Genomic DNA, 14,010 nt, shown 5'->3' with positions numbered 1-14,010 from the left:
CTGCTAGAACGAATCCCATCTCCGGCTCACCCCGAGGCTGAAAGCCACCCTTAAACCGCCTTCGGTTGTCGGCCGCCTGGCAAGAACAGCGCCAGCAAACCGGCGAACGGCAGCACACTGGTCCAGAGCATCATACTCTGCAAGCCGTACAAATCGCCGAGTCGGCCAAGCACAACCGCGCCAAGTGCCCCCATACCAAAAGCAAAACCGGTGATAAGCCCCGATGCCATACCAACGCGGCCCGGCATCAGCTCCTGTGCGTAAACAACGCTGACTGAGAATCCGGATTGAAGGATGAGGCCCAGCAGCGCAGCAACGGGATACATCCAGATCAGCGGCAAATGCGGCATCAACAGCGCAAACGGAGCCGCTCCGAGCAGTGATAACAGCATCATCCGTTTGGTGCCGATTTTATCCGAGATGATCCCTCCGAAAAATGTGCCTACAACGCCGAAGAACATGAAGAGGTACACCGGAACCTGTGCTTCTTTGCTAGTGAGACCATAATCATGGATCAAATAAAACTGATAGAAGGTACCGATCGCGGCTCCGTACCAGGAACGGGCAAATACAAGCGTAATGAGCAGCGTTATTGCCAACGCCACGACATTTTTTTGGCGACGCGCATCGAGCGACAGCTCACCACGGGGTACCGGAGCTTTTTTGACCGGCTTGCCATGCTCCTGTAACTGCTTGCTGTACCAAGGCACCACCTTGAGCAGTACTAGAAGACCGACGACCGCAAGCAGCGTACCCCATATTGCTCCATCCTGACCAAGCGGGATGAAGATGAACATCGTCATAAGTGGAGCCAACGACTGGCCGAAGTTACCGCCTACCTGATAGATCGACTGAGCGTAACCGCGCCTGCCGCCTGCTGCGAAGTAGACAACACGTGAACCTTCGGGATGGAACACTGCTGATCCTAGACCGACGAACATAATGAAAAAGATCAACAACCAGAAGTTTGGAGCATAGGCCAATCCAGCTATCCCGATCATGCTCAGTACCATGCCAACGGGCAGTAGCCACGGTGAAGGCTTGCGGTCCGAGATGAGGCCAACAACCGGCTGCATGACCGATGAGGTCATCTGCAGGGCGAAAGTTAACCAACCGATCTGGGTATAACTGATGGACAGCGTATCCTGGAAAATGGGATAAAGGGCCGGAATAACAGACTGCATAGAATCATTCAGCATATGTACAACGCTGATGGCGATCAATATCGCATAGACGGTCCCGGTGCGGGCTGCGCCGATTCGGGCCGATTGCGAAGTGGACATGGTCAGGACTTCCTTTCTCATGGGACTATTAAGTTGGTTACAAAAAGCGTATGCAGACCGGTGACGGTACATTCAGAAGAGAATCCGTCTCCTCAAGCAAGCCAGTCTGCGGATCACGGCGAAACACATTGACGCTCCCGCTGTTCTGGTTGGCTGCGAGCAGCCACTCCCCATCTGGCGACAAAGCGAAGTTCCGCGGATAAGTACCTCCGGTTGATATATGCTGGATCAAGGAGAGTCGACCGTTCTCCGTGTTAACGGAGAACGCTGCGATGCTGTCATGTCCCCGATTGGAAACGTACAGGAATCGACCGTCTGGGGACAGGTGGATGTCCGCAGCCCAGCTCTCGCCCTGGAAGCCCTGCGGCAGAGCAGAAATCCGCTGCACCGCCTCCAGCTTGCCCTCGCTGCCAATCTGCGCAACCGTTACATGGGAATCTAACTCCCCAATGATATACGCATAAGATAATCCTTCCTTAACCGCGATATGTCGCGGGCCGCTGCCGGGCTCAAGCCTCAAGGAACCTGTCCTCAGCAGCGAGCGTCCGTCAACAGAGCGGCGATGAATGTAGACCGAATCCGTGCCAAGATCAGCCACATACACATACGGCGTAGCCGGAAGTGGATCAATGCAATGGGCGTGGGGCTTCTCCTGCCGGTCTTTAAGGGTACCAAGCTCGCCCTCTCCAGCGATTACAGAAGAAGCCGGCTCTTCCAGCCTGCCCTCGAACGATAGCGGAATTACGGCCGCGTTGCCTCCACTGTAGTTGGCCACATACAAAGCGTCGCCTTCGACCGATACGCTGACATAACAGGGGTGCTCTCCATAGGTCAGCCCATCCTCCAGCGCCTCCAGCTCCCCTGTCTGCGGATCGATCGATAAGGAATGTACAGAGCCGCTAGGCTCGCCTCGGGTCTCTCCCGTTTCGCTACACGCATACAGGATTCTGCCCCCGGGATGAACCGCCAGAAAGGACGCCTGCTCTATGCCGGCAAATCTCTGAAAAACGCTCAGATTGCCGCTAGTTTTGTCAAAATGACAGCCATAGATAGTAGGATCAGCAGCTTTGCCGTAAGTACCGATATAGAAGATGTCGAGTTTGTTAGCCAAACAAATCACTTCCTTTCATTTCTGCCCGGCTCTATATTCTGTGAAGATACCATAATCTACCCATTCCTACAAATTCTATCACGCTTGATTTATCTTTCGACTTTTTATGCCAATCACTTACAGGAAGTTCTAATCCTTGATATACTTAATATTATTTCCCGGGAAAAGGGAGGGATCGCAACGCATGAAATATTGGATCCGATGGCATAAAACCGGCTTGGCCGCCGTGCTACTGCTAGCAATAGTTGCAGTGCATGCTGCGACCGGCCCGCTGCCGAAGGCAAGTGCAGGAGTATGGAACAACCTTAAAGATATATACGAAACTCCAGCCAAGGTCGATGAGCTGGAGAAACAATATACCGAATCTCTATCCCGTCTAGAGGAGCAACAGAAGCTTTTACAAGAGGAGTACACTCGTAAACAGGCTGAGCTGGAAGCGCGTCAGCAAGAGCTTACCGGGCAGAATGATGACTTCCGCCGCCAGAATGAGCAATTGGTAGAGGACAACAAAGCGCTGGAAGCTCAAATGCAGCAGGCGGAGGAGCGCCAAGCCAAAATAAAGCGCAGCATCGCTTGGACGGTGCTGATCATCTCGGTAACCTTCCTCGCTTATATTGCGGCGCTGCGCATCTGGCGTTATCGGGTTTACCGATCTCAGCAACGCGGCGGACGCGGAACTGCATTATGAAAGTAGTCGCGCCGCCTCCACAAGGACATGCCCGCATCATGCTGGAGCCCCAAGAAGCGCTCCATGTGCTTCACCCAAAGGCGATTCTCGCCTATCGCGGAGCGCCCCAGAGCCGCGAGGATCGCTTCATGGACGCAGCCGGTATTTATCGTAAGCGCAAGTGGATTCGCTCCCGGCTGCAAGGCCCGAGTGAGCTGTTGCTTGGCCTGCCACCCGGCTTCGGACTGGAGGCAATAGAGCTTGAAGAAGGCAGCGATCTGCTGTTCGACTTCCGGCATGTCATGTTTTACAGCGATGGCATGACACTGAAACCTCGCGTACAAAAGCTCAAGAATGCTTGGATTACGCGCGAGCTGACTCGGATGCGCTTTAGCGGTCCCGGTACACTCGGCATACTGACCGCAGGCGGTCTTGCCTCCATCGACCTGTGCGAGGAACAGCCGCTGTACGTCGATGCCGCCTCGCTTATCGCCTTCCCCGAATCGGCGCAAGTTCGCCTTGCCGTCTATGGAAATCCGCTGGCCAGCCAGCATATGAATGTGCAATGGGAGCTGCGCGGCCGCGGCCCCGCGCTGATCCAGAGTGGATCTTTTGATCGCTCACTCCCGGAGCTATTGGAGAAGGGCGGTTTCCTGCGCCGGACGCTGCGCGAGCTGCTTCCGTTTGGCGGCGTCTATATCAAATAAACAACGCACAGCTGTTAGCTCCCCTCCTCAGGGCGCTGCGGCTGTGCGTTGTTTTAATCCAAAAACACCGTCTCCGTATCGCGGCGGCTTCGCACCTCGGAAGGTGCATACCCCCGATATTTGCGGAATGTGCGGCTGAAGTAACTCAGATCATTGTAACCGGCAGCCATCGCAATCTCGGCAATCGTCTTCTCACTGCTACGCAGGAGATACTCCGACTTGTTGATGCGAATGCGGTTGACGTAGTCCGTCACCGTCCGCCCCGTAAGCTGCCGGAATAACCGGCTGAAGTGAAAGCGGCTGAGCGACGCACGAGCGGCCAGATCATCTACCGTTATGTCGTCGGTGTAATTGGTTTCAATATAATGAAAAATGGGCTCAAAGCGTTCCAGATTGCGCAAACGGGTATGCGATTCGTTCTCCGTCAGGCGCAGGTCGACATAACCTCTCAGCAGCTCGGTCAGCATGCCGTACAGCAGTGACTTGACCGATAACTCAAAGCCGGACTGACGAGTGCGGAATTCCTCAGCAAGCTGATCGAGAATGGCCGTCAGTCTGGCATCACCGGAAATCTGATTGCGGAACAGGATGCGGTTTTGCGCCATCGGGGTGATGTATTTCGTTTCCGCAGCATCCGGCGACTGGCTCTGCAGCAAGGTCAGATCAGCGATCAGAATATCGTACTCCACGGACTCCGACTGCAGAATTCCCATGTGAATATCGTTGCTGTTGAACACCATAATATCGCCTGGTCCAGCCTCGATTGGAACGTAATTGACCTCGATAACCGCATGGCCGGAGCGGAATTGCAGTAGCTCGATATGATTGTGCCAGTGAGCGGGAAACAGCGTGACCCCTCTCCCGGTCTCACGCATGGTGCCATGCTTGACCGGAAAATGCGGGTCGGGCATATTCATCGGCTCCAGCAAAGACAAAGGCCGTTGTTGCATAGATCCGGCTCCTTCCGGTTAATCGTCTTAGACTTAAACACTGCGAGCAAGCCGTCCCGCGCATGAGTTTCGGCAGGCCGAGCCCCTCGGCGATAAATCGCACATTTGTGCAAATTGTTCGCATAATCGCCCATGCGAGATGATTCAGGCCCCGTTATACTTGCCCTATATCAAGGTTACCAAGCCAATAGGGAGTGAAGCAAGCATGAGTATTAAAATCGGCGTCATCGGTACGGGTTCCATTTCCGAGTTCCACCTGCAAGGGTATGCGACCAACAAAGAAAGCGAAGTCTACGCCATCTGTGATCTCAATGAAAAGCGCGCCCAAGCGGTCGCTGACAAGTTTGGCGCATCCAAAGTATATACGCAGTACGCCGATCTGCTCGCCGATCCAGACATCGATGCTGTAAGCATCTGCACCTGGAATAATACACATGCGGAGATCAGCATCGCAGCGCTTGAAGCCGGCAAACATGTACTTGTTGAAAAGCCGCTTTGCCGTACGGTCGAGGAAGCTTACGCCGTTCAGGAGGCTGTCCGCAAATCCGGTAAAACGCTGATGGTCGGTTATGTTCGACGCTATGATCCTAACGCCATGATGCTGAATTCCTTTGTAGAGAACGGTGAGTTCGGTGATCTCTACTTTGCCAAAGCTTCTTATATCCGCCGTATGGGTAATCCAGGCGGTTGGTTCTCCGACAAGTCCCGCTCCGGCGGCGGCCCTGTAATCGACATCGGTGTTCATGTAATCGATTTATGCTGGTACTTGATGGGACGTCCAAAAGTGAAGTCCGTCAGCGCAAACGAGTATAAACATCTGGGCAATCGCGCCAATGTCAAACATCTGACTCGCTACATGGCAGCCGATTACAACGCCGAGCAAAACGATGTAGAGGATATGGCGAACGCGCTCATCCGCTTCGAAAACGGGGCTTCCCTGCTCGTTGATGTCAGCTTCTCTCTGCATTCCGTCAAAGATGAAGGCGTTATCAAATTGTTTGGAACGAAGGGCGGCTTTGAGATTGATCCTGAGGTCGTCATGGTAACCGAGAAGAATAACACGATTCTCAACACCTCTCCGCAAACAGACAGTAAGGGATTGCAGATTGGCCGAGCATTCCAAAGCGAGATTGACCACTTCGTCGATTGCATTGTGAATGGCACACAACCGATCAGCCCTGTTGAGGACGGCGTCGAGGTCATGAAAATTCTGTGCGCTATTTATGAGTCCGCAGCCAAAGGAGCCGAGGTGACCTTTCCATGAAAATCGGATTGAGTACGTATAGCCTGGCCGGCGCTCTCCATAAGGGAGAAATGAACGTGCTAGACATTATCGACTTCACTGCCGACAACGGCGGCGAACATGTAGAAATCGTACCGATTGGATTCGAACTGAAAGGCAATCCGGAGCTCGCCAAAGCGCTTATCGACAAAGCGGCCTCGCGCGGCATCGAACTGTCGAACTATTCGATCGGCGCCAACTTCCAAGGGCTGTCCGATGCGGACTACCGTACCGAGATCAGCCGCGTGAAGCAAGAAGTGGACATCGCTTATGCGCTCGGAGTTAAGTTCATGCGCCATGATGTGGCTAGCGACTCCGATCTGTCCATCCAGAACTTCAACAACTCGCTGGACCGCTTAGCAGCCGCATGCCGCGAAATCGCCGATTATGCAGCAGGCTTTGGTATTACAACGAGTGTGGAAAACCACGGTTACTTCATCCAGGCGAGCGACCGAGTGCAGGCTCTTGTCTCAGCCGTTGATCGGCCGAATTTCCGCACAACGCTGGATGTGGGCAATTTCATGTGCGCCGATGAGAACTCCGTTTCTGCCGTCCGCAAAAACTTGCCGATCGCATCCGTCGTACATTTGAAGGACTTTTATCTCCGTCCTTCGTACCGCAATCCTGGTGATGGCTGGTTCACGACCGCCTCTGGAAATTTCCTGCGAGGAGCCGTTGTTGGTCAGGGCGACATTGATATGCCTGAGGTCATACGGTTAGTAAAAGCTTCCGGCTACGACGGTTATATTTCCATCGAGTTCGAGGGACTTGAGGATTGCCGTTTCGGCTCTCGTGTTGGCATGGCGAATGCCCGCCGCCTGTGGGACAATAGCTAAACTTCGCTCCCATTGTTCCACCAGCTTGTATTGAAAAAGGCTGATCTGCTGTCGCCTGATTTCGGCGCTGCAGATCAGCCTTGTTTAGAATCCTGTATCTATGAAAAGCCCATCGGGTCCCCTCATTCTCCTGAGCCAAGCACGACCGTCAGCGCGTGTAAAAGATATAACCGCCGAATCGGCTTGGTAAGCAGAGTCCGAGCTTGCTCGTGCAGCTTCGGTGAAGCCGTGCTGCCGATCGGCGCCATTAGAATGATTGGCAAGCTACGCTTGGCGGCCTCTGCTAACAGAGCCTCCAAAGTGTCTGAACCGCCAAGGTTTTCGTCTACAATGAGTGCGTCATAGGAATATCCTTGCTCCAGTAAGCTCATAATTTCCATCGGCTCCGAGCAAGTTGAGACATGTATGCCCCAGCTCGTCAGAAGTGAGCCCAAGATGGCTAGCAGTTCCTCGCTGTCATCGAGCAGCAGCACTCTTTTGCCAACTACCGGCTTATGATTCAACTGCACGAGAGGCATCGGCTCTGACTTGAGTTCAATCCAGAAGAAGAATCGGCTCCCCTTACCCGGCTTGCTCTCCACCTCAAGCTTTCCACCCATAAGCTCCGTCAACTGGCGAGAAATATATAGGCCAAGTCCGGTTCCGAGCTCCTGTCTTCCCTGTCCTTCATGAGGTCGGCTATACTTCTGGAACAACATTTCCTGCTCATCAGCTGTCATTCCAATTCCCGTATCGGATACTGCGATATAAACTCGTTCATATCCCGGGCGATTGTCAATGGGATTCGATCGAACCTGGATCGTAATGTTACCGCTACTCGTGAATTTAATCGCATTGCTCAGCAGGTTCAGTACAATCTGCCGGATCTTTCCCGCATCGCCGTACAGTAAAGGCAGCTCCCTGTTTAAATCAAGTAGCAGCTCTAAATTTTTGAGCTGCGCCTGAGAAGCGTAGAGGAACATACTGTCCTCAATGAGCGATAACAGATCCAGCGGGAAAATTTCGAGGTTCATCTCGCCCTCATCCAGCTTGCTGTAATCGAGCACATTGTCGAGCAACTGCAGCAGGTTTTTGTTGCTATCTTCCATGAATTTTACATAAGTCTGCAGTTCCTCAGACATCTCTGACTGCTGCATTAGCTCGGTCATACCGATATTACCGTTAAGCGAGTTGCGAACCTCATGGCTCACCATTGCGAGCAGATCCGAGTTGCGGCTAAGCTTGGCCTGAGCGGTTCGGTGACGCTGACTCAACTGTTGAATTCGGGTTTCATCTTCTTGTTTGCGCCGGGCAAGCTGATTGGTCCGTTCCTTCTGAAGGGCGTTCTCGGCCTCCAACTCAACGGTGTAAGTCAGGAACATGGCCATGGAGTGAAGCGTGCGGATCTCCCAATCACTGAATGGGTAACCAGGCTGATCCATTGCACAGAGAGTACCATACAAGCTACCATCAGCGAGCCGGATCGGCATTCCCACGAAGGAGTGGTCGCCCAGCTTCTCGGTAACCGCCATCGTTGCGGTTGATGCATGCACTTTTGTGCTCGGGATCACTATTGAACCGCCAAATTTATTGGGTACGAGGCTACAGTAAGCTTCAAAAAAGGGCAGTACCATCCCTTCTTTAACTAGTTGCTGGCCGCGGTTGAGCGCCTTCATTATTCGATTCGTTTTGCCGTCATTGACCGCGACGAACAACGTATTAAGGTTAAGAAGCCGGCTAAGTAGATCTAAAATATGATCAGCCGCCTCGTCAAAGGAGCTAGAATACAATTTTTCAGGGTTCATCGTTCACCTGTTTCTTTGTCGAGTTTAATTCTTTCATTTAATTATAGCAGAGCGTTCTTTGGTTTGACCAGCCAAAAGCCGCGTACTGCCTCATTACTCCCTTTCCAAACTCATTCCGCTATGCTATGATATGTAAGCGTTATCAAGCGCGATTTCAACACATGCTGGGGGGAAACGGAATGGTAAACGTGCCATTAAAGGACCGCAACGTGTACGAGGACTTTGATGTTGAAACGGACATTCTGTATTATAGGCTCGGTTCCCTGGGCCTGGTCAGCTTTCACGGCAGCAACTACAACATAAAAAAGAAACTGTCTGCCGAACAGATTAACCGCTTGCGCGGTAATGAAGTCTTTTTTCCTGTCACTTCCGGCTGTTACGTGAATACCGCACTGATCAGTACGATCGAAGACAATACGATCTACTTCGGTAGTACAGGTCCTGAATCCAAGCGCGTGCCGCTCTCCCGCTGGAAAGCTTACTTGCTGCGCAGCCATCTGAGCCGCGCGCACAGCCATTCGGCACAGTAAGGTCATTAACAGGCCTGTATCGCTACAGCCAAATGACAAGGCGCTCCTTCCGACACGTTCGCGTGACGGCAGGAGCGCCTTGTTTCATCTCGTTCTTTTATGGCAACAGATCAGAATCCCTTTTGACACCTAGAATCTTATACTCGGGCTCCGGTCCATATAACTTGGAATTCACCATGAACCATCCAAAGAGATGGATAACGAACACTTTGAGCACCGCATAACCCGGAACAGCAAGAATAATACCCAGGAAGCCAAACAGCTTGCCGGACGTCAGAATGACAAAGATGATCGTAATGGGATGAATTTTGAGCGTCTTGCCCATGATTTGAGGCGAAATAAATTTACCTTCGATCAGTTGCACAATCGTCCAGACAACAATCATCTTTAGCAGCATGATCGGCGATGTGAATGCAGCGACGATCAAAGCAGGCGTAATGGCGATCACAGGCCCGATATAAGGAACAACCGCCGTACAGGCAGCAGCAATGGCCAGCACGAGTGAATATTGGAGTCCGATAATGAGATAGCCAATATACAATAGAATGCCGATACAGATGCTCACGATGATTTGGCCGCGGATGTACGAGCTGATCTGATCGTTGGACTCGCTCAGCACACGGCGCGTTTCCGGGCGTAAGCTAGTCGGCAGCAGCTTCAAAATGAATTCCGGCAGTTTTTTGCCGTCTCTAAGCATGTAAAACAGGATGAACGGCAGTGTTACGAGCGCCAAAACAAATTCAGTTACAGTGCCGAGGAAGCCGCCGATGTTGGTCAGTGTTGTCTGAAAGATGCTTCCTGCCCTTTGAGAAAGCTCAGTGGCAATCTGCTGCAGGTCAACATTGAATTCCCGCTGCAAATCCAGCACAATATTGCTTCCTAAATACTCCGTTACTATATCTTGGACATACTTGATATACAGCGGAAAGTTTTGAATCAGTCCCTGAATCTGCAGACGAACAACCGGGATTACGATCGTAACGAGCACAGTGAGGAAACCGATAATGATGATGTACAACGCGGCAATGACCCAGCCCCGCTTCAAACCTCGATTTTCCATCCAATCCACCATCGGGTTAAGCAGGTAATAGGCAACTCCGGCCAGCAACAACGGCAGCAGCACTGTTTTTACTAGCGCAATCAGCGGTGAAAAAACGAAGGTAATATGGGCAAAGATATAAATATTGACGCCCACGAGGAGCAGAATAAGCAGAAACAAGACAAAATTGTTGTTGATGAAAAATTTACGGAAGCGGTTAAGGCGGGCTTCCTCCTGCCGCTCCTGCTGCATTGAATCCACAAGCGTCCCTCCAATTTCCAAAATTTACTGTTCTTCAAATCATAATCATATGGCGGCCAAGCTGCAAATACTAAAGCAAGGCTTAGGTCCACTTATACGCTCGAAAAGCCCATTCGGATTCAGCTTTCATCCCTTTACTAAACGGCATCGATCCGTTTATAATAAGTATAAAGCGATTTTGAAATGAAGTTTTACTGTATGAAACAGCAGCCTGCTTACTTGCAGCAGATGCCGGATGAAGTTTGCCGGCGTTTTGGCATGCCCGGCCTGGCCGGAATGGGTTCTGTTTCATACCCCCTGTCCGGAGTCGTCCGCCGCTCCCGCAGCCTACTTTCGTTTCAACAATTGCAAATCCGCCTGAGGGGAGCAAGCCAGATGCCATTGCAGAACCAGTATTCGGTCCGTTCTACACTTGAACTCGGAGGCAAGTCTTACACCTACTACAGCCTCGAAGATTTGGAAAAGAAGGGACATGGGTCCATTTCCAAATTGCCCGTCTCCATTAAAGTGCTATTGGAGGGCGCTATTCGCCAATTCGATGGCCGCGGCATTACTGCTGATCACGTCAAGCAGCTCATAAGCTGGGCTGAGAAACGCGAAGACAAGGAAATTCCATTCATTCCCGCACGCATCGTGCTGCAGGACTTAACCGGCGTACCGGTCGTTGTTGACCTCGCCGCCATGCGCGAAACCGTGAAAAAAGCCGGTGGAGATCCTAAAAAAATCAATCCACTCGTGCCAGTCGATCTTGTTATCGACCACTCCGTCATGGTCGACGCTTACGGCTCACCGGACGCCCTTGAAATCAACCAAAAAATCGAATTCGAGCGCAATGCCGAGCGTTACAAATTTTTCCGCTGGGCGCAAACCGCGTTTGATAACTTCCGCGCTGTACCGCCAGATACGGGTATCGTTCACCAAGTTAACCTGGAGTACCTGGCTTCCGTAGCAACTACTAGAGTGATTGACGGCGAAACCGTTGTGTTCCCTGATTCCCTCGTAGGTACAGACTCCCATACAACGATGATCAACGGTCTTGGCGTTGTCGGCTGGGGTGTTGGCGGCATCGAGGCAGAAGCCGGTATGCTGGGTCAACCGCTCTATTTTGTAATGCCTGAAGTTATCGGCTTCAAGCTGACGGGTATGCTGGCAGAGGGCGCTACGGCGACCGACCTGGCACTGACCGTTACTGAAATTCTCCGCAAACGCGGCGTTGTTGGCAAGTTCGTCGAGTTCTTCGGCCCTGGCCTGTCCAACATCAGCTTGCCTGACCGTGCAACGGTTGCCAACATGGCTCCTGAGTATGGTGCAACTGTCGGCTTCTTCCCCGTTGACGCAATTACGCTGAACTTCTTGCGCCAAACAGGCCGTACAGAAGAGCAGATCGAGCTTGTTGAAGCCTACTACAAAGCCCAAAACATGTTCCGTACGGACGATACGCCAGATCCTGCTTTCACGGAAGTTGTCGAGCTAGACTTGTCCACGATCGTACCTTCCCTGGCTGGTCCGAAGCGTCCACAAGACCGCATCGAGCTGACTCAGATGAAAGAAGCCTGGAGCAGCACAGTTCGCACTCCTGTTGACAAGGGCGGTTATGGCCTTTCCGACGCGAAGATCGAAGAAGTTATTGAAGTTAAACACAACAACGGCAAAGTCAGCCAAATGGGCACAGGTGCAGTAGTTCTGGCAGCTATCACAAGCTGCACGAACACCTCCAATCCAAGCGTTATGCTGGGTGCGGGCCTCGTCGCCAAAAAAGCAGTAGAAAAAGGACTTGTGAAACCGGAATACGTGAAGAGCTCCCTGACTCCAGGATCGCTCGTCGTAACCGACTATCTCACCAAGTCCGGCCTGCTTCCTTATTTGGAGAAACTCGGCTTCTACGTTGCTGGTTACGGCTGCGCGACTTGCATCGGTAACTCCGGCCCGCTTCCGGATGAGACTAGCCAAGCGATCGCTGACAACGACATGACTGTTGCGGCGGTCCTCTCCGGTAACCGGAACTTTGAAGGCCGTATCCATGCTCAGATCAAAGCCAACTACCTGGCATCTCCGCCGCTCGTAGTTGCTTATGCTCTGGCAGGAACAGTTAACATCGATTTCGCGAACGATCCGATTGGACATGATCAACAAGGCGAGCCTGTGTTCCTGCGCGACATCTGGCCTTCCTCCGAAGAAATCGCGAACGCGGCAAGCTCGGCGATCACACCGCAGATGTTCCGCGACAAGTACGATAACGTTTACACGCACAACGAGCGTTGGAACAAAATTCCGGTGCCAGAGGGCGAGCTGTATGAGTGGGATGAAAACTCCACTTATATCGCCAACCCACCGTTCTTCGATAGCCTGGCGGACGGAATTCGTGATGTTGAAGACATCAAACATGCCAAAACACTGCTCCTCATGGGCGATTCCGTTACGACGGATCATATCTCCCCTGCAGGCAGCATCCGTGCCGATTATCCGGGCGGTAAGTACCTGATCGAGCATGGCGTGGAGAAAAAGGACTTCAACTCCTATGGTTCCCGCCGCGGTCATCACGAGGTTATGGTTCGCGGTACGTTCGCGAATATCCGTATCCGTAATCAGGTTGCTCCGGGTACTGAAGGCAGCTTTACGACCTACCTGCCTACCGATGAAGTGACTTCCGTCTACGAAGGCTCGATGAAATATCAAGCCGACAAGACGAATCTGATCGTTATCGGCGGCAAGGAATATGGCACCGGAAGCTCCCGCGACTGGGCAGCTAAAGGAACGTTCCTGCTTGGCGTCAAAGCCGTTATTACGGAAAGCTTCGAGCGTATCCACCGCGCCAACCTGGTCGGTATGGGCGTTCTGCCGCTTTGCTTCCACGAAGGCCAAGGTTGGAAAACGCTCGGCATCACAGGCCGTGAAACGTTCAATATCGAAGGTTTGAACAACGATGTGAAACCTGGTGATAATGTGACGGTTACTGCTACCCGTGAAGACGGAAGCTCCTTCCAGTTCCCGGTTACGGTACGTCTCGATTCCCTCGTTGAGGTAGAATACTACCGCAATGGCGGCATCCTGCAAACCGTTCTGCGCCAAATGCTGAACGAGCAAAACTAATTCAATACCCCAACAGCAACGCCGGTGAGCCTTAGGCTCCCGGCGTTTTTTTTATGAAAATTGTCGTAATCAGTCAGTCCTCTTGAGCATAACTCTCCCCTCTTTTCACTCAATCAGCCCCTACTTCTACGACAAAAACCGACAATACTCAACCTGCAAGGAGCGGGAGAATCAGATTTAGCGCGTCACATGGCCAAAGCCGCTCCTTCCTAAACATATCTGCGGAACTACACATGTCAACTCTCAGTGGGACTCAAAGAAGGGTTGACTTAAAGGCGATATAAACCGTCCCCATACTTAAGAATCAATTATCTAAATTCATTATTTACCTTATTTACCGATTAGATTACATCATGGTATATTCTAGCCCACAACCATAACTGATTTTATTCGTTACTACTTAGGTCCCTCTAAATTTAGCTGAGGGGCCTTTTAATTTTCAAGGATTTCCGTGAGAAATGTTGAACTTC

General features: G+C 51.9%; 11 protein-coding genes. 6 read left to right on the top strand and 5 right to left on the bottom strand.

Annotated elements, in window-relative coordinates; all coding sequences use genetic code 11:
* Nucleotides 1-50: 50 nt before the first annotated feature.
* A complete protein-coding gene (locus tag CGZ75_RS21545) occupies nt 51-1,283 on the bottom strand; it encodes an MFS transporter (protein ID WP_089526317.1) in 1,233 nt (410 codons plus the stop codon).
* 37 nt (nt 1,284-1,320) lie between these two features.
* On the bottom strand, nt 1,321-2,394 hold the full coding sequence (locus CGZ75_RS21540) for a lactonase family protein (RefSeq protein ID WP_176444953.1): 1,074 nt from the start codon (nt 2,392-2,394) through the stop codon (nt 1,321-1,323).
* A 184-nt stretch (nt 2,395-2,578) separates the two neighbouring features.
* On the opposite strand from CGZ75_RS21540, the gene CGZ75_RS21535 reads away from it, so the two are divergent.
* Together CGZ75_RS21535 and CGZ75_RS21530 are read left to right on the top strand one after the other, a co-directional pair.
* Nucleotides 2,579-3,082 carry a hypothetical protein gene (locus CGZ75_RS21535; RefSeq protein WP_089526315.1) on the top strand — a complete coding sequence of 168 codons (504 nt, stop codon included), beginning with the start codon at nt 2,579-2,581 and terminating at the stop codon, nt 3,080-3,082.
* Complete coding sequence (locus tag CGZ75_RS21530) at nt 3,079-3,768, top strand: AIM24 family protein (RefSeq protein WP_089526314.1); 690 nt, start codon at nt 3,079-3,081, stop codon at nt 3,766-3,768. Before CGZ75_RS21535 ends, CGZ75_RS21530 begins: the two co-directional genes overlap by 4 nt.
* Nucleotides 3,769-3,821: 53 nt before the next feature.
* Here CGZ75_RS21530 and CGZ75_RS21525 read toward each other — a convergent pair whose 3' ends face one another.
* A complete protein-coding gene (locus CGZ75_RS21525; RefSeq protein WP_089526313.1) occupies nt 3,822-4,718 on the bottom strand; it encodes an AraC family transcriptional regulator in 897 nt (298 codons plus the stop codon).
* A 205-nt stretch (nt 4,719-4,923) separates the two neighbouring features.
* Here CGZ75_RS21525 and CGZ75_RS21520 point away from each other — a divergent pair, with 205 nt between their 5' ends.
* Together CGZ75_RS21520 and CGZ75_RS21515 are read left to right on the top strand one after the other, a co-directional pair.
* Nucleotides 4,924-5,982, top strand: coding sequence for a Gfo/Idh/MocA family protein (locus CGZ75_RS21520; RefSeq protein ID WP_089526312.1), 1,059 nt, complete (start codon nt 4,924-4,926; stop codon nt 5,980-5,982).
* Nucleotides 5,979-6,836, top strand: coding sequence for a sugar phosphate isomerase/epimerase family protein (locus CGZ75_RS21515; RefSeq protein ID WP_089526311.1), 858 nt, complete (start codon nt 5,979-5,981; stop codon nt 6,834-6,836). The genes CGZ75_RS21520 and CGZ75_RS21515 overlap by 4 nt, the downstream gene beginning before the upstream one ends.
* A 122-nt stretch (nt 6,837-6,958) precedes the next feature.
* Here CGZ75_RS21515 and CGZ75_RS21510 read toward each other — a convergent pair whose 3' ends face one another.
* The gene (locus CGZ75_RS21510; protein ID WP_089526310.1) at nt 6,959-8,620 is read right to left on the bottom strand and encodes an ATP-binding protein; all 1,662 of its coding nucleotides are present in this window, start codon (nt 8,618-8,620) and stop codon (nt 6,959-6,961) included.
* A gap of 179 nt (nt 8,621-8,799) precedes the next feature.
* Between CGZ75_RS21510 and CGZ75_RS21505 the strand changes: the two genes are divergently transcribed.
* Nucleotides 8,800-9,150 carry a hypothetical protein gene (locus CGZ75_RS21505; RefSeq protein ID WP_089526309.1) on the top strand — a complete coding sequence of 117 codons (351 nt, stop codon included), beginning with the start codon at nt 8,800-8,802 and terminating at the stop codon, nt 9,148-9,150.
* Nucleotides 9,151-9,247: 97 nt separating this feature from the next.
* On the opposite strand, the gene CGZ75_RS21500 is transcribed toward CGZ75_RS21505, so the two are convergent.
* Nucleotides 9,248-10,441, bottom strand: coding sequence for an AI-2E family transporter (locus tag CGZ75_RS21500; RefSeq protein WP_089526548.1), 1,194 nt, complete (start codon nt 10,439-10,441; stop codon nt 9,248-9,250).
* Nucleotides 10,442-10,825: 384 nt separating this feature from the next.
* Here CGZ75_RS21500 and acnA point away from each other — a divergent pair, with 384 nt between their 5' ends.
* A complete protein-coding gene (acnA, locus tag CGZ75_RS21495; RefSeq protein WP_089526547.1) occupies nt 10,826-13,540 on the top strand; it encodes an aconitate hydratase AcnA in 2,715 nt (904 codons plus the stop codon).
* Nucleotides 13,541-14,010: the final 470 nt, after the last annotated feature.

This window comes from Paenibacillus herberti, assembly GCF_002233675.1.
Classification (GTDB): Bacteria; Bacillota; Bacilli; order Paenibacillales; family Paenibacillaceae; genus Paenibacillus_O; species Paenibacillus_O herberti.
Note: the sequence above shows the minus strand (reverse complement) of the source record. Positions and strands in the feature narration are given on the sequence as shown.